This is a genomic window from Rhizobium sp. CNPSo 3670 (assembly GCF_057784555.1).
Genome location: NZ_JBXSOL010000027.1, coordinates 50,892 through 71,392, shown reverse-complemented (window position 1 = coordinate 71,392; position 20,501 = coordinate 50,892). Strand labels below are relative to the sequence as shown.

Annotated in this window: 21 protein-coding genes; 11 read left to right on the top strand and 10 right to left on the bottom strand. The window is 59.7% G+C overall.

The window, feature by feature from the left end:
- Positions 1–9 precede the first annotated feature (9 nt).
- A complete protein-coding gene (holA, locus tag AC13QO_RS23795; RefSeq protein WP_285193279.1) occupies positions 10–1,050 on the top strand; it encodes a DNA polymerase III subunit delta in 1,041 nt (346 codons plus the stop codon).
- Here holA and AC13QO_RS23790 read toward each other — a convergent pair whose 3' ends face one another.
- The 8 genes from AC13QO_RS23790 to hemE all read right to left on the bottom strand — a co-directional run bounded on the left by AC13QO_RS23790 (position 1,051) and on the right by hemE (position 9,838).
- Positions 1,051–1,932, bottom strand: a complete 882-nt coding sequence (locus tag AC13QO_RS23790) for a ParB/RepB/Spo0J family partition protein (RefSeq protein ID WP_488542036.1) — start codon at positions 1,930–1,932, stop codon at positions 1,051–1,053. It abuts the gene before it with no gap.
- A gap of 32 nt (positions 1,933–1,964) precedes the next feature.
- Entirely contained in the window at positions 1,965–2,759 is a 795-nt protein-coding gene (locus AC13QO_RS23785) for a ParA family protein (RefSeq protein WP_488542035.1), read from the bottom strand.
- Between the two features lie 19 nt (positions 2,760–2,778).
- Complete coding sequence (gene rsmG / locus AC13QO_RS23780) at positions 2,779–3,396, bottom strand: 16S rRNA (guanine(527)-N(7))-methyltransferase RsmG (RefSeq protein ID WP_488542034.1); 618 nt, start codon at positions 3,394–3,396, stop codon at positions 2,779–2,781.
- Between the two features lie 23 nt (positions 3,397–3,419).
- On the bottom strand, positions 3,420–5,297 hold the full coding sequence (gene mnmG, locus AC13QO_RS23775) for a tRNA uridine-5-carboxymethylaminomethyl(34) synthesis enzyme MnmG (protein WP_488542033.1): 1,878 nt from the start codon (positions 5,295–5,297) through the stop codon (positions 3,420–3,422).
- A 70-nt stretch (positions 5,298–5,367) separates the two neighbouring features.
- Positions 5,368–6,687 carry a tRNA uridine-5-carboxymethylaminomethyl(34) synthesis GTPase MnmE gene (gene mnmE / locus AC13QO_RS23770; protein WP_488542032.1) on the bottom strand — a complete coding sequence of 440 codons (1,320 nt, stop codon included), beginning with the start codon at positions 6,685–6,687 and terminating at the stop codon, positions 5,368–5,370.
- 102 nt (positions 6,688–6,789) lie between these two features.
- Positions 6,790–8,055 carry a transcription termination factor Rho gene (gene rho, locus AC13QO_RS23765; RefSeq protein ID WP_003589536.1) on the bottom strand — a complete coding sequence of 422 codons (1,266 nt, stop codon included), beginning with the start codon at positions 8,053–8,055 and terminating at the stop codon, positions 6,790–6,792.
- 200 nt (positions 8,056–8,255) lie between these two features.
- On the bottom strand, positions 8,256–8,792 hold the full coding sequence (gene hemJ / locus AC13QO_RS23760) for a protoporphyrinogen oxidase HemJ (RefSeq protein ID WP_488542039.1): 537 nt from the start codon (positions 8,790–8,792) through the stop codon (positions 8,256–8,258).
- A 2-nt stretch (positions 8,793–8,794) separates the two neighbouring features.
- On the bottom strand, positions 8,795–9,838 hold the full coding sequence (hemE, locus tag AC13QO_RS23755; RefSeq protein ID WP_488542031.1) for a uroporphyrinogen decarboxylase: 1,044 nt from the start codon (positions 9,836–9,838) through the stop codon (positions 8,795–8,797).
- 400 nt (positions 9,839–10,238) lie between these two features.
- On the opposite strand from hemE, the gene AC13QO_RS23750 reads away from it, so the two are divergent.
- The 5 genes from AC13QO_RS23750 to dnaQ are packed head-to-tail and all read left to right on the top strand — an operon-like array spanning position 10,239 to position 13,868.
- Positions 10,239–11,060, top strand: a complete 822-nt coding sequence (locus AC13QO_RS23750; RefSeq protein WP_085776422.1) for a pyruvate, water dikinase regulatory protein — start codon at positions 10,239–10,241, stop codon at positions 11,058–11,060.
- Between the two features lie 32 nt (positions 11,061–11,092).
- Positions 11,093–11,692 (top strand): Maf-like protein, encoded by a 600-nt coding sequence (locus tag AC13QO_RS23745; protein ID WP_085776423.1) that lies wholly within the window; start codon positions 11,093–11,095, stop codon positions 11,690–11,692.
- Positions 11,685–12,542: a shikimate dehydrogenase gene (locus AC13QO_RS23740; RefSeq protein ID WP_183705833.1), complete on the top strand. Its 858-nt coding sequence runs from the start codon at positions 11,685–11,687 to the stop codon at positions 12,540–12,542. Before AC13QO_RS23745 ends, AC13QO_RS23740 begins: the two co-directional genes overlap by 8 nt.
- Positions 12,542–13,153, top strand: a complete 612-nt coding sequence (coaE, locus tag AC13QO_RS23735) for a dephospho-CoA kinase (protein WP_488542030.1) — start codon at positions 12,542–12,544, stop codon at positions 13,151–13,153. The genes AC13QO_RS23740 and coaE overlap by 1 nt, the downstream gene beginning before the upstream one ends.
- On the top strand, positions 13,146–13,868 hold the full coding sequence (dnaQ, locus tag AC13QO_RS23730; protein WP_085776426.1) for a DNA polymerase III subunit epsilon: 723 nt from the start codon (positions 13,146–13,148) through the stop codon (positions 13,866–13,868). The genes coaE and dnaQ overlap by 8 nt, the downstream gene beginning before the upstream one ends.
- Positions 13,869–13,919: 51 nt before the next feature.
- On the opposite strand, the gene secB is transcribed toward dnaQ, so the two are convergent.
- Together secB and AC13QO_RS23720 are read right to left on the bottom strand one after the other, a co-directional pair.
- Complete coding sequence (gene secB, locus AC13QO_RS23725; RefSeq protein ID WP_011423412.1) at positions 13,920–14,402, bottom strand: protein-export chaperone SecB; 483 nt, start codon at positions 14,400–14,402, stop codon at positions 13,920–13,922.
- 101 nt (positions 14,403–14,503) lie between these two features.
- Complete coding sequence (locus tag AC13QO_RS23720; protein WP_488542029.1) at positions 14,504–15,007, bottom strand: FxsA family protein; 504 nt, start codon at positions 15,005–15,007, stop codon at positions 14,504–14,506.
- A gap of 132 nt (positions 15,008–15,139) precedes the next feature.
- Here AC13QO_RS23720 and AC13QO_RS23715 point away from each other — a divergent pair, with 132 nt between their 5' ends.
- From AC13QO_RS23715 to gyrB, 5 genes are all read left to right on the top strand, one after another.
- Complete coding sequence (locus AC13QO_RS23715) at positions 15,140–15,844, top strand: Tim44/TimA family putative adaptor protein (protein WP_085776427.1); 705 nt, start codon at positions 15,140–15,142, stop codon at positions 15,842–15,844.
- Positions 15,837–16,958 (top strand): murein transglycosylase A, encoded by a 1,122-nt coding sequence (mltA, locus tag AC13QO_RS23710; RefSeq protein ID WP_488542028.1) that lies wholly within the window; start codon positions 15,837–15,839, stop codon positions 16,956–16,958. The genes AC13QO_RS23715 and mltA overlap by 8 nt, the downstream gene beginning before the upstream one ends.
- Positions 16,958–17,527, top strand: coding sequence for a Smr/MutS family protein (locus AC13QO_RS23705; protein ID WP_488542027.1), 570 nt, complete (start codon positions 16,958–16,960; stop codon positions 17,525–17,527). Before mltA ends, AC13QO_RS23705 begins: the two co-directional genes overlap by 1 nt.
- On the top strand, positions 17,524–17,901 hold the full coding sequence (locus AC13QO_RS23700; RefSeq protein ID WP_085776430.1) for a helix-turn-helix domain-containing protein: 378 nt from the start codon (positions 17,524–17,526) through the stop codon (positions 17,899–17,901). The genes AC13QO_RS23705 and AC13QO_RS23700 overlap by 4 nt, the downstream gene beginning before the upstream one ends.
- Before the next feature lie 135 nt (positions 17,902–18,036).
- On the top strand, positions 18,037–20,472 hold the full coding sequence (gene gyrB, locus AC13QO_RS23695) for a DNA topoisomerase (ATP-hydrolyzing) subunit B (RefSeq protein WP_085779910.1): 2,436 nt from the start codon (positions 18,037–18,039) through the stop codon (positions 20,470–20,472).
- Positions 20,473–20,501 lie beyond the last annotated feature (29 nt).

Sequence of the window (20,501 nt, the reverse complement as noted above, 5' to 3'; positions counted from 1 at the left end):
GCCGGGGAGGTGGCCGAAATCAAGTCCCATGAATTCGAGACTTTCCTGCAGAAATCGGCGGGGAACTACCGGATTTTCGTCATTTACGGGCCGGATCGCGGCCTGGTTTCCGAACGGGCCGGCCAGATCGCCGGCAAGACCGGCGTCGCGCTACACGATCCTTTCTCCCTAACCAAACTCGATATCGGGGATCTGCAGAAGGATCCCGGACGCTTGGTTGACGAGGCTCAGTCTATCGGCTTGTTCGGCGGCGAGAAACTCATCTGGATCCGCGGTGCAGCCAACGAAAAATACCTCGTCGATTCCCTGGCGGTGCTGGCCGAAAAACCGCTCGAAGCCGCCTACCTGATCGTTGAGGCCGGCGATCTGAAAAAAGGATCCCTGCTTCGCAAGACCGCGGAAGCCGCAGGATCCGTCATGACGATCCCCTCCTACGCCGACGACAGCCGCGCTCTGAACGGCTTGATCGATGCTGAACTCGGCGCGCAGAAGCTTGGCATTACCCCGGCGGCCCGTCAGGCGCTGATCTCACTGATCGGCGGTGATCGCATCGCTTCCCGTAACGAAGTGCGCAAGCTCGCCCTTTATTGCAGCGGACTCAATACGGTTGAGGAACATCACGTTGCCGAAATAATTGGCGACGCCAGCGCGATCTCCGTCGATGACACCGTCGATGCCATCCTCAGCGGTGACCTCAACGGTTTCCTGCATGCCATGCAAAAGATCAGCAGTTCAAAAACCGCTATATTTCTGGTGCTGCAGGCCTGCCTGAAGCAATTCCAGCTTCTGGACATGATGCGCGCTGAAATGGAAGAAAAAAGGGTGCAGGCGCCTCAGGTCATGCAGACGATGGGTCGGCATCTGCATTTTCGCCGCAAGCCGATCATCGAGCAGGCGCTCCGCCACTGGTCGGCGGACAGCATCGCGCGTGAATCCAATCGCCTGCAGGCAGCGATCCTCCAGAGCCGGCGACGGCAGGTGCTGGAAGACAGCGTTGCGATGCAAACACTTCTCTCCACCACTCTACAATCCGGCCGCAAATCCGGCTGATCATCGCCTTTCCAGCAGGCGGCAGATTTCCTCGAGCTGTTCCAGCGACTTATATGATATTTTGATCTGGCCGCCGCCGTTCTTGTGATTGATTGAAACATCAAGACCGAGGGCATCGGAAAGCGTGCGCTCCAGCGCCAGCGTATCGGAATCCTTCTGATCGCGACGCAACGCCGGCTGCTGCGGCTCCGATTGCGCCTTGATATTGTTCTGGGCCAACTTCTCGGCATCACGCACCGACATGCCCTTGGCGACGATGGTGCGGGCAAGGCTTGCCGGATCGGGCGTCGAAACAAGTGCGCGTGCATGGCCGGCGGAAAGACTGCCGGCGGCAAGAAGATCGCGAACCGGTTCGGGCAATTTCAGCAAACGCAGCGAGTTGGCGACATGACTGCGGCTCTTACCAATGATCTCGCCAAGATCATTTTGGGTGTAGCCATATTCGGCGATCAGCTGCTCATAGCCCAACGCCTCTTCGAGAGGATTGAGATCCGCTCGCTGCACGTTTTCGACGATCGCAATCTCAAGGGCGGTTTTGTCGTCAACGTCACGAATAATGACCGGGATCTCGATCAGGCCAGCGAGTTGCGCCGCCCGCCAGCGCCGCTCCCCGGCGATGATTTCATATCTGTCTTGTGACATCGTCCGCACCACGATCGGCTGAACGATACCGTGCTGACGGATGGAACTCGCAAGATCGTGCAGTTCGGTGTCATCGAAGAAACGACGCGGATTGCGCGGGTTACGGCTGACGAATTCGATCGGAATCATTCGGTCGGCGCTGACAGTGCGTTCAGCTTCAACCGGAACAGGCTGATCCATTTCACCAATCAATGCTGCAAGGCCGCGACCCAGTCGTCTTTTCGATACATCGTCATTCATAATCTACACTCACTTACACCCCGGAAATGATCTTACGCGGCCAATCTCTGCCGCTCACGCTGAATGACCTCGGAGGCCAGTTGCAGATAGGCCTGGCTACCCGCGCATTTCAGATCATAGAGAATAGCGGGCTTGCCGTAGGACGGCGCCTCGGACACCCGGACGTTTCGGGGGATTAACGTATGATAAACCTTTTCCCCGAGATGCGTCCGCACATCATTGACCACCTGCTGGGCCAAATTGTTACGCGCATCGAACATCGTCAAGACGATGCCCTGGATATCCAGCCGCGGATTTACTGTCCGACGAACCTGACTGACGGTCTCGAGCAGCTGGCTGAGCCCCTCCAGCGCAAAGAATTCGCATTGCAGCGGCACCAGCACCGAATGGGCGGCCGCCATGGCATTCATCGTCAGCAAATTGAAAGAGGGCGGGCAATCGAGAAGAATATAGGAGAATGCCATAGCCTCGGGAGAGGATAGGGCCTTCCGCAGTTTAAAAACCCGATCGCTCTGCTGCGAGATTTCCATCTCGATGCCAAGCAGATCCATGGTCGAAGGAACGATGAAGAGGTTGGGAACGGCTGTTTCCAGCGTCACGTCGCTGATCCCGCGGTCACCGACCATCAGGTCATAGGAGGAGAGCTTGCGGTCGCGGCGGTCGATACCGAGGCCGGTGCTAGCATTGCCCTGCGGATCCAGATCGACGATCAGAACCCGCTCGCCGATAGCGGCCAGCGCCGTTGCCAGATTGATTGCAGTGGTCGTCTTGCCAACGCCACCTTTCTGATTTGCGATGGTTATTATCCGATGTCGTTCGCCAGCCATTGCTGCAATATCCGATCTGTTAAACCAAGCGCCGGAGGTTCGATACTTCCAAAATCACGGATTCCTGCTCGACGACGCTCTCATGTTCTATCAGATCGAATTCCCACCGACCACGGGCTTCGGCGATTTCCCTCAGGTAATCCCGGCCTTTGTGAAAAAACCCCCGGCAATTTTCCTTGCCAAGCATCCAGGGGGCTGAATAGCCGATCAACCCATTAAGATCGGCCAGGGCTCGCGCCGAGATCGCGTCGCAATCGCCGATCTCCGGATAGGCGTCTTCGATTCGACTGGCGTGAACGCTCCCCCGAGCATTCGTCTCCCGCAGCGCCGTTCGCAAAAACGCTGCCTTTTTATGGTTGCTTTCGACAAGATGCACCCAACCGTCTTGCAGCTCTGCCAGGAAGATGGCGGTAATCACACCAGGAAAGCCGCCACCACTGCCGAGGTCTACCCAGGTGACGGGCTGCGGGTAGATCTGAAAGATCTGACTGCTGTCGGCAATATGGCGGTGCCACAGCGCATCGAGCGTCGATGGCGCCACCAGATTGATCGTTTTTGCCCATTTCTGAAAAAGCGTCGCGAAATGTTGAAGTCGTTCCTGTGTTTCACGTGAAACACGCAAACCGTTCAGTTCCATTCTCAGGACTCTCAAATCTTGTGTCAGGCGCTCTGCCGCGCGATTCCGTGTTGCCGACGCAGGTGCACGAGCAGCAGCGCAATGGCGGCGGGGGTCATACCCTCGACGATCGCCGCCTGGGCAACGTTGAACGGGCGAGCAGCATCGAGCTTCGCCTTGAGCTCATTCGAAAGGCCCGAGAGCGCGTCATAATTAAAATCGGCCGGTATCCGCCGATCCTCGTCGCGTTGTTGATCGGCGATCGCAGCCGCCTGCCGATCAAGGTAGACCGAGTAGCCTGCCTCGATCTCCAACGCCTCCGCGACCTTTGGCCGGAGCCTACCCAGTTCCTCCGGCCAAACCCGTCGAAGTGCGGCGAAATCATAGGCCGGGTAAGACAACAGATCGTAGGCCGTCCGGCGCTGGCCATCGAGGTTAATGTTCAAGCCCGCCCGTCGCGCCTCATTGGGCGTCACCGTCAGCGCCATCAGTTGGGCGCGCCCAGCGTCAATCTCGGCCTGATACCTGTTGAATCGCTCGGCGCGCTCGGCGCTCACACATCCAAGCTCCATAGCCAGCGGTGTCAGCCGCACATCGGCGTTGTCGGCACGCAAAGTCAGGCGGTACTCCGCACGCGACGTAAACATTCGATACGGTTCCGTAACGCCGCGCGACGTGAGGTCGTCGATCATCACGCCAATATAGGAGCTTGTCCGGCTGAAATGGAACGGTTCCGAATCGGAACTGCGTAGGGCGGCATTCAATCCGGCTGCCAGCCCCTGGGCCGCTGCCTCCTCATAACCGGTGGTGCCATTGATCTGGCCCGCGAGGAACAGACCTCTCAATCGCTTGACCTCAAGCGATGGGGTAAGCTCTCTTGGATCGACATGGTCATATTCGATGGCATAACCCGGCTGCAGGATCCTCGCCGATTCGAGGCCTGGAATGGTTTTAATGAACGCAGCTTGAACTTCGGCCGGCAGCGACGTCGAAATGCCGTTCGGATAAACCGTGTCGTCATCCAGTCCCTCGGGTTCAAGAAAGACCTGATGTCCGTCGCGCTCTCCGAATTTCACCAGCTTATCTTCGATGGACGGGCAGTAACGCGGCCCGACGCCTTCGATCTGCCCGGAATACATCGCCGAGCGCTTGATATTGTCGATAATGATGCCGTGTGTCGCCTCGGTCGTCCTGGTAACGCCGCATTCAACCTGCCGTGTGGTGATCGTATCGGTCATGAAGGAAAAAGGCACAAGTTCCTCATCCGCACCCTGTCGGCCGACGGATTGCCAGTCGATCGTCTTGCCATCCAGCCGGGCCGGCGTTCCGGTTTTCAGCCGTCCGAGCCGGAGCCCCAACCGCGCCAGGGTGGCAGACAGGCCGATCGACGGCGCTTCGCCGACACGACCAGCGGGCGTCTTTTCAGAGCCGATATGAATGAGGCCGCGCAGGAAGGTACCGGTTGTCAAGACCACGGCCGGCGCCTGCAGCCGTCGGCCGTCTTTCATGATGACCCCAGTAACACGGTCATCGAGCACATCGAGATCGAATGCGTCGCCCTCGATAATGTCCAAGCCTGCCGTCGCTTCGATTGCGGCGAGCATCGCCAGCCGGTAAAGCTTTCGATCTGCCTGGGTCCGTGGACCCCGCACGGCCGCACCCTTTTTGCGGTTCAGCATTCTGAACTGGATGCCAGCAACGTCGGCAACCCGGCCCATTAGGCCATCCATCGCGTCGATCTCACGAACCAGATGTCCCTTTCCGAGCCCGCCGATGGCCGGATTGCAGGACATGACCCCAATTGTGTCTCGCCTATGGGTAACGAGCGCAGTTTTCGCACCGAGGCGCGCAGCCGCACTGGCCGCCTCGGTTCCTGCATGGCCGCCGCCGATGACGATCACATCATAGCCACTGTCGGTCATATCAAAACTCCAAAACAGCAAGACTTCACGTGAACCTGAGGGCCCGCCGCCGGTAAAGGTTTCACGTGAATCACTTGCCGATGCAAAACTCCGAGAAGATCACGTCGAGCAGCTGTTCGACGTCCACCCGCCCGGTAATTCTTCCCAGGTATTCAGCCGCAAGCCGAAGCTGTTCGGTGCGCAGTTCAAGGTCTGCGTCAATCTCCGAGATTGCCGCGTCGAGTGCTGCCAAACATTTCGTCAGCGAATCCTTATGCCGCTGCCGGCTGGGGATGGCCAGAGACAGACCACTGAAACGCTCGGCGACAATGCGGCCGATCAGCTGGCGCAACTCCGACAGACCGTCACCGGTCAGCGTCGAAATCTGCAGGTCATAGCGATCCGACCCAGTCTCAACGAGATCCTTCTTCGTTCCGACAGTAACATGGGGCAAAGTCTGCTCCAAGTCGCCGGGAATCGTCGGATTGCTCATGTCGACCAACAGCAGCCCAAGATCGGCATCTCGAAGCGCAACGCGCGCGCGCCGCACGCCCTCCATTTCCACCCGGTCGTCCGCCTGGCGCAGACCGGCGGTGTCATAGAGTTTGACAAGATAGCCGTCAATATCGAGATCGACCTGCAGCACATCGCGGGTCGTTCCGGCAATGTCGGTGACGATCGCAACGTCGCGCCGGGCCAAGGCGTTCAGCAGGCTTGATTTTCCGGCATTCGGCGCGCCCGCGATCACCACTTTAAAGCCGTCCCTGATGATTTCGCCCGCCGAGGCCGATTTGAGATGAAGGCCGATATCGTCGCGAAGCCGCTTCATATCGGCCCACACCATGTCCGAGACGGAGCCTGGAACGTCGTCTTCGTCGGGAAAATCGAGCTCCGCCTCGATCAGCGCCCGAGCCCGGGTTAATCGTTCCGCCCACGAATCGTAAATCGCCGAGACGCCGCCGGCGCTCTGCTCCACGGCAAGACGGCGCTGCATCTCGGTTTCGGCGCCGATCAAATCGGCGAGCCCCTCAACCTCGACAAGATCAAGCTTGCCGTTTTCGAAGGCCCGCCGCGAAAACTCGCCTTCATGGGCCATACGAACACCTGGAATACCCTCAAGTTCGGAGAACAATGCCGCCAACACGGCCTTACTGCCGTGGATCTGCAACTCGGCCACATCGTCGCCGGTGAAAGAATGCGGGGCGGGAAAAAACAGCACTAGGCCGTTATCGATCGGTTCGTTGTTACGAGTCCGAATCGTTCGGTAGGACGCCGCTCGGTCAGCCGGTACGGGTCCAGCCAGCCGGATCAATATATCTCTTGTCAGCGGACCGCTGATGCGGACGACCGAAACACCCGAGGGCGGAGGACCGCTCGAAAGCGCATAGATTGTATCATTCAACATGGCCATGCGTCCGGTTTTTCTGTTCGAGTCCGAATCGAGTCCCTTAAACAAAAAGCTGGCGACATCGAGACGATGCGCCAGCTCTCATCAGCCGAATCCGGCTAAGGATCAGGTGTTCATCGAGTCGAAGAAGTCGGAATTATTCTTCGTCTGTTTGAGTTTGTCGATCAGGAATTCGATCGCATCGGTGGTACCCATCGGCGCCAGAATACGACGCAGAACGAAGATCTTCTGCAGATCCTGGCGCGGAACAAGAAGGTCTTCCTTACGCGTGCCGGACTTCAGAATATCCATCGCCGGGAAGATGCGCTTGTCGGCAACCTTGCGGTCAAGGACAATTTCGGAGTTGCCGGTACCCTTGAACTCTTCAAAGATGACTTCGTCCATGCGGCTGCCGGTATCGATCAACGCAGTCGCGATGATCGTCAGGGAACCGCCTTCCTCGATATTGCGCGCGGCGCCGAAGAAGCGCTTCGGCCGCTGCAGTGCGTTGGCGTCGACGCCGCCCGTCAGAACCTTGCCGGAGGAGGGAACGACCGTGTTATAGGCGCGGCCAAGGCGTGTAATCGAATCGAGCAGGATGACGACGTCGCGCCCGTGCTCGACCAGACGCTTTGCTTTTTCGATGACCATTTCGGCCACCTGGACGTGACGCACTGCCGGCTCGTCGAAGGTCGAGGAGATAACCTCGCCGCGGACCGAGCGCTGCATGTCGGTCACTTCCTCGGGACGCTCGTCGATCAGAAGAACGATCAGATAACATTCCGGATGGTTGGCCGTGATCGAATGGGCGATGTTCTGGAGAAGCACGGTCTTACCGGTACGCGGAGGCGCGACGATCAGTCCGCGCTGGCCCTTGCCGAGCGGCGCCACCAAGTCGATCACACGCGGCGACAGATCCTTGGAGGTCGGGATCTCGAGTTCCATCTTGAAGCGCTCATTCGGGTAGAGCGGCGTCAGGTTGTCGAAATGAACCTTATGACGAATCTTTTCCGGATCGTCGAAATTGATGGTGTTGACCTTGAGCAGCGCGAAATAACGCTCGCCTTCCTTTGGCCCGCGGATCGGTCCCTCGACCGTGTCGCCGGTTTTCAACGAGAAACGGCGGATCTGTGACGGCGAGATGTAGATGTCGTCGGGACCGGGCAGGTAGTTTGCATTCGCCGAACGCAGGAAGCCGAAGCCGTCCTGCAGCACCTCGACAACCCCTTCGCCGATGATTTCCACATCCTGGCTGGCAAGCATTTTGAGGATCGCAAACATCAGCTCCTGCTTGCGCATCGTGCTTGCATTCTCGACCTCGAGCGATTCGGCGAAAGCCAGAAGATCCGTCGGGGATTTGCTCTTAAGTTCCTGAAGCTTCATTTCAGCCATGAAGTGACCAATACTCTTTTCAATTTCGAAGGGGAAAGGCGATGTTGGGTCGTATTCGGTACTGCGAAAGGGGCTCGCAGACGACTGAAATCTACACACATGCCACGTAGATGAGATGCGCGGAAAATAGCGACTCGTTATCGCCGCCGCAAGGGGGCTGCTTAAAATGAAGCAAATTTAACCTGAGGGAGGATTTCTCGTCAGAATGGCTTCACCACGACGAGGATCACGATCGCGATCATCAGCAAAGTCGGCGCCTCGTTCATGAACCTCCAGTAGCGCGCGGAACGGCGATTTTCGTCCCGCTCGAAGGCGCGCACGGCGCTGCTGAAGAACATATGGATCCCGGTCAGCAGCACGACAAGCCCGATTTTTGCATGCAGCCAGCCGCCCTGGAACCCGTAGACCGACCAGGCGAGATAGAGACCGAAGATCCAGGTCAGCATCATCGCCGGCGTCATGATGATGCGAAGCAGCCGGCGCTCCATTACCTTGAAGGTTTCCGACTGCACCGAGCCTGGTTCGGCGTCGGTATGGTAGATGAACAAGCGCGGCATATAGAACAGTCCTGCCATCCAGGAGATGACCGCGATGATATGAAGCGCCTTGATCCAGAGATAGAGATTGTCGGGATTCCAGGCGAACAGCCCAACCGCGATCAGCGCGAAGAAGACCAGCGCAAAATGCGCGCGGCGCCGCGCGTAAGCGCCGGCTCTACGGTCCGTCTGTTTTTCCATCGTCACGTCTGGGCCATCCGTGAACCCCGCACGCGTTCAACCAGCAAACGCACATGTTCGGGGTCGGCCTGCGGCGTGATGCCATGGCCGAGATTGAAGACAAGCGGTCCATTGCCGAGACGATGCAGAATATCGTCGATACCCTCTTCCAGCGCCCGGCCGCCGGCAACGACGCGCATCGGGTCGAGATTGCCCTGAACCGGGCCATCCTTCTGAAGTTCGGCAGCAAAGGCCAACGGGACGGACCAGTCGAGACCGATCGCATCCGCTCCGGTCTTCTGACGATAGGTTTTCAGCTGGTAGCCCGCACCCTTGGCGAAGGCGATGATGCGCGCCTGCGGCCGCCGCGCCTTGATCGAGGCAATCATTCGTGCAACCGGCTTGACAGCGAAGGCGTCGAACTCTTTCTCACCGAGAACACCCGCCCAGGAATCGAAAATCTGCACAGCATCGGCGCCGGCATCGATCTGCGCCACGAGATAATCGGCCGAAACGTCGGCAAGCAGCATCAGCAGCTGCTCGAAGGCGCGGGGATGTTTATAGGCGAAGAGACGGGCAGGGGCCTGATCCGGGGTGCCGTGGCCGGCGATCATATAGGTCGCAACCGTCCAAGGCGCGCCGCAGAAACCGAGCAGAGTCGTTTCTTCAGGTAATTCCTGCCGCAACCGCCGAACCGTTTCCAGAACCGGTCCGAGATAATCGACAACGTCGTCGCCGTTCAATCTGCCGATGCCCGCTTCATCGATCGGATCCATCTCCGGTCCATGGCCTTCAGTGAAACGAACATTCCGCTTCATCGCGTCGGGAATGACGAGAATGTCGGAAAACAGGATCGCTGCATCGAAGCCGTAGCGGCGGATCGGCTGCAACGTCACTTCAACGGCGTGATCGGGCGTGTAGCAGAGATCGAGGAAGCTTCCGGCCTTTGCCCGGGTCTCCCTGTATTCCGGCAGATAGCGTCCTGCCTGTCTCATCAGCCAGAGAGGAGGAGGAAAAACGCTTTCGCCGTCGAGAACCCTCATGATCTTTCGCCGCCTATCGCTCAAGCGCGTCTTCCCTATAAAAAATCAAAGATATTTTAAAAGGTTTCTATTTCTTAGAGTCGGTGTCTATCAAGGATTAAAATCCATCCACTGCCGATGCCATTTGTCGCGCGTTCGACGAGGAACTCGAAAGAATTTCCCCATTCCTGTCAAATTCCGGGAAGAATCCGAATCCGAAAGCGATTCCAAATTCTTGCCAGAGGACGAGTTTTTTCGTGCCTGTGGATAGGCTGTGGGCCGCTGGACGACAAGTCGATTTCATCCCCAGCCTCCACAGGAGCGGCCGAAACCGGTCCGGAAGATTCGAAATGTGGATAAGCAGGCATGTTTTCCCTTGCCCGAGACAGCCTCGCCGCCTTAGCTCTCCATCATCCAGTCTTTTCAACAGGCAGCGGAAAATAACGTGGAGAACAGAACGAACTTCTTTCATCTGCACCTGATTTCTGACTCGACCGGAGAGACTCTCATCTCCGCCGGCCGCGCCGCTTCGGCGCAGTTCAGATCCGCTCAGCCGATCGAACATGTCTATCCCCTGATCCGCAATCGCAAACAGCTGCTGCCCGTTCTGCAGGCGATCGATGACGCGCCGGGGATCGTGCTCTACACGATTGTCGACCGCGATTTGGCGAACCTGATCGACGAACGCTGCGTCGAGATGGGTGTCGCCTCGGTCAATGTGCTGGAGCCGGTCATGAATGCATTCCAGATCTATCTTGGCGCCCCGTCTCGCCGCCGGGTCGGGGCCCAGCATGTGATGAACGCCGGCTACTTCGCCCGCATCGAGGCGTTGAACTTCACCATGGATCATGACGACGGCCAGATGCCGGATGATTACAACGACGCGGATGTTGTCATCATCGGCATCAGCCGGACATCGAAGACGCCGACCAGCATCTATCTCGCCAATCGCGGCATCAAGACGGCGAACATCCCGATCGTCTACGGCGTGCCCCTGCCGGAGAGCCTGCTCGTGGCGACAAAACCGCTGATCGTCTGCCTGATCGCCACCACCGACCGCATTTCCCAGGTCCGGGAAAATCGGGTGCTCGGGACGACGCAAGGGTTCGACCGCGAGCACTACACCGATCGAGCCACGATCTCGGAAGAGCTGAAATATGCCCGCTCCCTCTGCGCCCGGCACGGATGGCCGCTGATCGACGTTACGCGCCGCTCAATCGAGGAAACGGCGGCCGCCATTGTTGCCCTCCGCCCGAAGCTGCGTTAAGCGCTGACAAAAAGCCGGGAGTGGGAGAAACCATGACACCGAAACTCATCCTTGCATCGTCGAGCCCTTTTCGGCGGATGCTGATGGAAAATGCCGGTCTCTCCTTTGAGGCACATCCCGCGGAGATCGACGAAAGGGCGGTTGAGGCGCCGCTCGAAAAAGCCGGTGCGAAGCCGGACACCGTCGCCTGCATCCTGGCCAAGGCTAAAGCCGAAGATGTCAGCGCCCGTTTCCCCGAGGCTCTCGTCATCGGTTCGGATCAGACGATGTCGCTCGGCGACCGCGTTTTTCACAAACCGAAGGACATGGCCGACGCCGCAAACCACCTTCGCGCTCTGTCGGGCACCACCCACCGGCTGAACAGCGCCATCGCGATCGTCCGCGACGGCGCCGTCTTGTGGGAGCATATCGGCCATGCCGAACTGACAATGCGATCCTTGACGGAAGATTTCATCGCCAGGCACCTGGCGCGGGTGGGTAAACGGGCGCTTTCCAGCGTCGGCGCCTATCAGCTGGAAGGTGAGGGCGTTCAACTCTTCGAGAAGATCGAGGGCGACTATTTCACCATACTCGGGCTGCCGATGCTTCCGCTCCTGGGAAAATTGCGAGAATTCGGGGCGATCGATGGATGATTCACGTGAAACACTGGGGCCGAATGCATTTGTCACGGGCTTTCCCATCAAGCATTCGCGCTCACCGCTGATACATGGATACTGGCTGAAGACGCTTGGCCTGCCGGGCAGCTACCGCGCCCACGAGGTAACACCCGATGCCTTTCCCGATTTCATTGCCTCGCTGAAGGACGGCAGCTCCGGCTTTATCGGAGGCAATGTCACCATCCCCCACAAGGAACTTGCCTTCCGGCTCGCCGACAAGCCGGACGATCTGGCGCATGAACTCGGCGCCTCGAATACGCTCTGGTTGGAGGATGGTCTCCTGCATGCCACCAATACCGACGGCCGCGGCTTCACCGCCAATCTCGACGAGCGCCATTCCGGCTGGGACCGTCATGATACGGCCGTGGTCTTCGGTGCCGGCGGCGCGAGTCGGGCGATCATCCAAGCCGTCCGCGACCGTGGCTTCAGGGAAATCCACGTCGTCAACCGCACCGTCGAACGTGCGCGAGAGCTGGCCGATCGCTTCGGTCCGAGAGTTCGAGCCCATCCGGTGGGCGCGCTTGCCGAAGTCATGCATGGCGCTGGCCTCTTCATCAACACGACCTCGCTCGGCATGGATGGCGAAGCGGCGCCGTCGATCGATTTTGCGCCGCTCGCAACGGATGCCGTCGTCACCGATATCGTCTACATCCCCTTGAAGACACCGATCCTGAGACAGGCGGAAGAGCAGGGACTCTCGGTCGTCGACGGTCTCGGCATGCTGCTGCACCAGGCTGTTCCCGGTTTCGAAAAATGGTTCGGCAAGCGTCCGGTCGTCGACGCGGCGCTGCGCGCTTTGATTATTGCCGACATGGAAGTCCATTGATGCTCAAGATCGGACTCACTGGCTCAATCGGAATGGGAAAATCGACGGTCGGCAAACTCTTCGCCGAGGCCGGAATCCCCTTGAATGACTCCGACGCCGTGGTCCATGACCTCTACGCCGGCGAGGCAGCACCGCTTGTGGATGCCGCTTTCCCCGGCACGATGAAGGATGGAGCGGTTGACCGGCAGGAGCTGGGCCGCCAGCTCGCGCTCGATCCCGAAGGCTTCAAGCGCCTCGAAGCGATCGTCCATCCGCTGGTGCGCAAACGGGAAACGGAATTTCTGGAGCGACAGCAGGCAGCCGGCGCCGAAATGGTCCTGCTCGATATTCCGCTGCTCTTCGAAACCGGCGCCTGGGAGAGAGTGGACGTCATCGTTGTCGTCAGCACCGATCCACAGATTCAGCGTCAGAGGGTGCTTGCGCGCGATGACATGACGGAAGAAAAATTCGATATGATTCTCTCTCGCCAGACGCCTGATGCGGAAAAACGGCGCCGCGCCGATTATCTGGTCGACACCAGCCGCAGCATTGCGGAGACCAGGGCGCGGGTACTTGAGATCGTCGCCGAGCTGAAAATGCGGATTGCCAATGGAGATTTCCGGAATGCGTGAGATCATCTTCGATACGGAAACCACCGGCCTCGACAACCGCGCCGACCGTATCATCGAAATCGGCGGCATCGAGCTCTTCAACCATTTTCCGACCGGCAACACGCTGCATATCTACATCAACCCGGGAGACCAGAAGGTTCATCCGGATGCACTTGCGGTGCACGGCATCACCGATGAATTCCTGAAGGACAAGAAGCCTTTCGCCGAGGTGGCCGAGGAAATCCTCGCCTTCTTCGGCGATGGCAAATGGATCGCCCATAACGCCACTTTCGATATGGGCTTCATCAACGCTGAATTCGCGCGGCTCGGTTTGCCGCCGATCTTGCCCGACAAAGTGGTCGATACGCTGTCGATGGCGCGGCGCAAGCACCCGATGGGACCGAATTCGCTCGACGCGCTCTGCCGGCGTTACGGCATCGACAACTCGCACCGTACCAAACACGGCGCGCTGCTCGACTCCGAACTATTGGCCGAAGTCTATATCGAGATGATCGGCGGCAGACAGGCTGCGTTCGGCCTGAGCATATCGGGTCAACCCGGCCAGGCGGCCCGCGGTGAAATGGCGATGGAAGATGATATGGCGTTTGCCGCGGCGCTCGAACGCCCTCGTCCGCTTGGCTCCCGGCTCAGCCAGTCCGAAGCGCAGGCGCATGAGGCGCTGGTCGCCAAGCTCGGCGAAAAGGGCATCTGGGCGAAATACGCCCGCCCGAATTGAAAATGCCCGGGACCGGCCCGGGCATCCGCATGTCAGAATCCAAAGATTCGATCAGTTCGGAACGGCCTGAACCTTGGCGCGGGCCTGTTCTTCGGCAACGCGCTGAGCGAACATCTGCGTGAAGTCGATCGGATCGATCATCAGCGGCGGGAAACCGCCGTTACGGGTCACGTCGGCGATGATCTGCCGGGCGAAGGGGAAGAGCATGCGCGGGCACTCGATGAAGAGCACCGGCAGCATGTGCTCCTGCGGGAAACCGGCAACGCGGAAGACGCCACCATAGACGAGTTCCGTATGGAACACCGTCTTGTCGCCATCCTTGGCTTCGGCATTCAGCGACAGCACGACATCGAAATCCGTGTCGGAAAGCGGATTGGCGTTGACGTTCACATTGATGTTGATCGTTGGCGCCTTGTCGCGGGCCTGCAGCGAACGCGGCGCACCCGGATTTTCGAAGGAGAGGTCCTTGGTATATTGCGCAAGGATCGAAAGGGTCGGGTTGGTCGCACCGTTGCTGTTGTTATCGTCTGCCATTGGCTTTTCCTCGAAGGGCATGGGAATGGTGCCGCCATCTAACATTTCGGGGAGGGGCTTACAACCCTGGGCGCAAGCCGCAGCCGATCACCGGCAAAGCCTCAGTCCCCGAGATGTTTGCCGGACCATGGCGAGTTGCGATCCGGCTCCCTATGATAGTCCTCCTCGTCGAGATCGACCACCTTCGAATTTGAATTGCGATCGCGGAAGTCGGGTTTCGCGCCATTGGAAAAGCCGCTTGCGGCGTTGACGACGAAGCGTTTGGCGATCGACCGCCAGAGGAGATCGCGCACCGGCGGAATGAGAATGAGGATGGCGATGATATCCGTGAGGAAACCGGGAATGATCAGCAGCAGCGCGGCAATCACCGTCATTGCCGGCTTCAGCAGATCACGTCCGGGCATCACGCCGTTCCGCCCTTCGCTCGACATCCGGCGCAGGATGCCGATCCCCTGCCGGCGCAGCAGGACCACGCCGAAGATGAAGCTCGCCATGACGAGCGCAAGCGTCAGCGCCAGCCCGATTGCGCGACCGATAATGACGAAGCCGGCAATTTCGCCAAGCGGCAGCAACAGAATGAAAGCCGGCAGAATTGAAAAACGCATGGTCGTCATGTCCCGGCTTTTGCCGGTCTCCTCGTGGCGCCGGCGAAGATGCCAGCCATCATTTGAATCATCTGTATAGGCGGACTATATGGGAGTACAAATCAGAGATGTTAACGGCGGTTGCGACAGGATATGAGTTCGAACGACTTCATCACATTATTCTTCCTGGTGGCGGCGGTGCTGATCTTCTTTCAGCTCCGCTCCGTGCTCGGGCGCCGCACAGGAAATGAGAAGCCGCCCCGCGATCTCTATAGGCCAAGGGATGCTGCTCCGGCTGAGGCTGCCGACGCCGGCAAGGTCGTGACGCTGCCGCGCCGTGATGCGACGGCCGAGGACGACGAGCGCTTCTCTGCCATCGACGCCTTTGCCGCGCCGGGGACCCCGCTCAACGAATCGCTGCGCGCCCTGAATAAGGCCGATTCCTCCTTCAGCCCGAAGGAGTTTCTGAACGGCGCCCGCATGGCCTACGAAATGATCGTCATGGCCTATGCCGATGGCGATCGTAAAACCCTTAAGAACCTTTTGTCCCGTGAGGTTTATGACGGATTCGAGGCGGCGATTGCCGAGCGCGAAGCCCGCGGCGAAAAGGTCAAGTCCACCTTCGTCGGCATCGACAAGGCCGAAATCACCCATGCCGAGACGAAGGGCAGCGAAGCGCAGATCACCGTGCGCATCGTCAGCCAGCTGATCTCGGCGACTTACGACAAGGCTGATGTCCTGATCGAGGGCGACGCCGAAAACGTCGCCGAGGTCAACGACCTCTGGACCTTCGCCCGCGACACCCGCTCGCGTGATCCGAACTGGAAACTTGTGGCGACCGAATCGGAACATGAGTGATCAGGCATCGGACTTCGTCCTGCAGGCCATCAGCTTCGATAATTTGGAAGGCTGGAAGGATGATGATCCCTCCGGCCTTTTTGAAGTGATGCGGCGCTGCCGCCGGCAGATCACCGACGTAAAGCCCTACCGTACCGGCTTGCTCGGCCTGAGCGCCGAGGACCTGCTTCCACTTCTGATGGACGCTGAAAATTTTACACCGTCGTCGCCGGCAGCGGCGCGCGCCTTTTTCGAGACGCGTTGCCGGCCATTTCTGATCCGCCGCAAGGACGGCAAGTCCGGTTTCGTCACCGCCTTTTATGAGCCGGAGGTCGAGGTATCGGATCGGCCAAACGAGCTCTCCCGTTTCCCCTTCTACAGCCGTCCGAACGATCTGATCGATCTTGATGACGGCAATCGCCCGGCCGAACTGGATGGATCCTATGTTTTCGGCCGCTTGCATGATGATGGCCGCATTGACGCTTATCCGGATCGCCGTGAGATCGATCAGGGCTTTCTCGCCGGTCGCGGCCTGGAAATCGCCTGGGCGAAATCGAAGGTCGATGTCTTCTTCGTGCATGTGCAGGGTGCCGCGCGCCTGCGTTATCGAGACGGGCGTATCGGCCGTATCACTTACGCGGCAAAGGCAGGGCATCCCTTCTCGGCGATCGGCAAGCTCTTGATCGACCGCGGTGAGATCGACCGCGCCGAGATTTCCATGCAGTCGATCCGCGCCTGGCTGGCCCGCAATCCCGAGCGGGTGGACGAGGTGCTATGGCACAACCGCTCCTATATTTTCTTCCGGGAAGCGGCGGTTGCCGATCCTGAGGCGGGTCCGATTGCCGCCGCCAAGGTGCCGCTTCTCGCCGGGCGCTCGCTCGCGGTCGACCGGCTGATCCATACCTTCGGTTTCCCCATTTTCATCCGCGCCGACAGCCTCACCCATCTTGATCACGGCCGCCCGTTCCGTCGGCTGATGCTGGCGCTCGACACCGGCTCGGCGATCGTCGGGCCGGCGCGCGGCGATATTTTCACCGGTTCGGGGGACTTGGCCGGAGAGCGCGCCGGCACCGTCCGCAACGATGCCGATTTCGTCATCCTCATTCCCAAAGCCGCCGCCGGACGTTTCGACTGATGGCCAGGGATCGCAAGCTCAGCGCCGATGAGAGGATCCTGTGGGGCAAGGTGGCCCGCAGCACGCGGCCGATGCCCGGAAAAGCGAACGAGTTGACCGAGCTTGACGCCTTTCTGGCCGAAGCGGAAGCGGCGGCAGAACGGCAGACAGCCGAAAAGCAGACCTCCGTTGCGCCGACGGCAGCACAGCCGGCCCCACCGTCGACGCCGAGACAGCCGGCGAAGGCGCACCGTCCGCTGGAAAGACCGGTCAAGCGCAAAATCGCCAAAGGCCGGCTGGCGCTCGAGGCGCGCATTGACCTGCATGGCCTGGTGCAGAGCGAGGCCCATGTCATCCTGCTCGATTTTTTAATCCGCGCCCATGAACGCGGCATGCGCCATGTGCTTGTCATCACCGGCAAGGGCAGCTCGCTGGGCAGCGAAGGTGCGTTGAAAAGAGCGGTTCCCCTGTGGTTCTCGAAGCCGGAATTCCGCTACCTGATCTCCTCCTATGAGCCAGCCGCACAGCATCATGGCGGTGAGGGAGCGCTCTATATCCGGCTGTCGCGGCGGCATGGGGAAAAGCCATGACACCCTTTGGAGAGGCGGTTCGCAGGCTGAGGGCGCGAAAGGGCGTCTCGCAGAAGGAGATGGCGCAAGCACTAAACGTCTCCCCCGCCTATCTCTCGGCGCTCGAACATGGCAAGCGCGGCCTGCCGACATTCGACCTGCTGCAGCGCATCGCCGGCTACTTCAACATCATCTGGGACGAGGCCGAGGAACTGTTCCTGCTTGCCCGCTCCTCCGACCCGCGCGTCGTCATCGACACGTCGGGCCTGCCGCCGGAATATACCGAACTCGCCAACCGGCTGGCCCGGCGGATCCGCGACCTTGACAGCGCCGAGATCGCCCGGTTATCGGCTGTTCTCGAAAATGGCGGCAAAGGTGACGGAAAAGCGTCATAATCCCCTGTTTTATGGCTTGTTCAGGGGACTTGCCATTGGGAACCGGGCTCAAAAAACCTATATACAAGAGTGAAGAAAGCCGGTGATTCGCAGGGCGCGCCGCCGCTTTACGACAACAGGGAAAATCTCGACAGAATGAGCGATACATCCGCGACGGAAAACGGCGTAAGCACCGAATATGGCGCAGATTCCATCAAGGTCCTGAAGGGCCTCGATGCCGTGCGCAAGCGCCCCGGCATGTATATCGGCGATACCGACGACGGCTCCGGCCTGCATCACATGGTCTATGAGGTCGTCGACAACGCGATCGACGAAGCGCTGGCCGGCCATGCTGACATCGTTACCGTCACCCTCAACCCGGATGGTTCTGTTACGGTCACCGATAACGGCCGCGGCATCCCGACCGACATCCATAGCGGCGAAGGCGTGTCGGCCGCCGAAGTCATCATGACGCAGCTGCATGCCGGCGGCAAATTCGACCAGAATTCCTACAAGGTCTCAGGCGGTCTGCATGGCGTCGGCGTTTCCGTCGTCAACGCCCTCTCTGTCTGGCTGAAGCTGAAGATCCGACGCCATGGCAAGATCCATGAAATGAGCTTCACCCATGGCGTGGCCGACGCACCGCTGAAGGTCACGGGCGATGCCCCTGATTCGACCGGCACGGAAGTCAGCTTCATGCCGAGCAGCGAAACCTTCACCATGACCGAATTCGATTACGGTACGCTGGAGCACCGCCTGCGCGAACTCGCCTTCCTGAATTCGGGCGTGCGCATCCTTTTGAGCGACAAGCGTCATTCCGACATCAAGCAGGAAGAAATGCGCTATGACGGCGGCCTCGAGGCCTTCGTCTCCTATCTCGACCGCGCCAAGAAGCCGCTCGTCGACAAACCGGTCGCCATCCGCGGCGAGAAGGACGGCATCACCGTCGAAGTGGCGATGTGGTGGAACGACAGCTATCACGAGAACGTGCTCTGCTTCACCAATAACATTCCCCAGCGTGACGGCGGCACCCATATGGCCGGCTTCCGCGCGGCCTTGACCCGCCAGGTGGTTTCCTATGCCGACAATTCCGGCATTACCAAAAAGGAAAAAGTGACGCTGCAGGGCGAAGACTGCCGCGAAGGCCTGACCGCGGTGCTGTCGGTCAAGGTGCCCGATCCGAAATTCTCGTCGCAGACGAAGGACAAGCTCGTTTCTTCGGAAGTCCGTCCTGTCGTCGAAAGCCTCGTTAATGAGGCGCTGAACACCTGGTTCGAGGAGCATCCGAGCGAAGCCAAGATCCTTGTCGGCAAGGTCGTCGAGGCGGCAGCCGCGCGCGAAGCGGCCCGCAAGGCCCGTGAATTGACCCGCCGCAAGGGTGCGCTCGATATAGCCTCACTACCGGGCAAGCTCGCCGACTGCTCCGAACGCGATCCGGCCAAATCCGAAGTCTTCCTGGTCGAGGGCGATTCCGCCGGCGGGTCGGCCAAGCAGGGCCGGTCGCGCGAAAACCAGGCGATCCTGCCGCTGCGCGGCAAGATCCTAAATGTGGAACGGGCCCGTTTCGACAAGATGCTGTCGAGCCAGGAAATCGGCACGCTGATCACCGCGCTCGGCACCGGCATCGGCAAGGACGAGTTCAACGCCGAAAAGCTGCGATATCACAAGATCATCATCATGACGGACGCCGATGTCGACGGCGCCCACATCCGCACCCTGCTGCTCACCTTCTTCTTCCGCCAGATGCCGGAACTGATCGAGCGCGGCCATCTCTACATCGCTCAGCCGCCGCTCTATAAGGTCGCGCGCGGCAAGTCGGTGCAGTATCTGAAGGATGAGAAGGCGCTCGAGGAATATCTCATCGCCCAGGGTCTGGAGGATGCCGCGTTGAGGCTCGGCAGCGGTGAGGTCCGCACCGGACAGGACCTGCGCGAAGTCATCCTCGATGCGCTGCGTATGCGCGCTCTGCTCGACAATCTCCATTCGCGCTACAATCGCGCCGTCGTCGAACAGGCGGCGATCGCCGGCGCGCTCAATGCTGAGCTCGTCAGCGATCAGGCGAGAGCGCAGGCATTGGCGAGCGAGGTCGCAAGCCGTCTCGACATCATTGCCGAAGAGACCGAACGCGGCTGGCAGGGCGACCTGGCGAGCGATGGCGGCCTGCGCCTGGAGCGCATGGTTCGTGGTGTCAAGGAAGTGGTGGTGCTCGACATGGCGCTGATCGGCTCCTCCGATGCCCGCCACATCGACCAGCTGACCGCGCGTCTCAAGGAAATCTATCAGACGCCGCCGTCGCTGCACCGGCGCGAAGGCGACATTGAGATTTCAGGGCCGCGCGCCCTGCTCGATGCGATCTTTGCCAGCGGCCGCAAGGGTCTGACCATGCAGCGCTACAAGGGTCTCGGTGAGATGAATGCCGAACAGCTCTGGGAAACGACGCTCGATCCGAATGTCCGTTCGCTGCTGCAGGTCAAGGTTGCCGATGCCACCGATGCCGACGGCCTCTTCGCTCGCCTGATGGGGGATGAAGTCGAGCCCCGGCGTGAATTCATCCAGGACAACGCGCTCAGCGTCGCCAATCTCGACATCTGATCGATGTGCCTTCAATAAAAGCCCCGCCG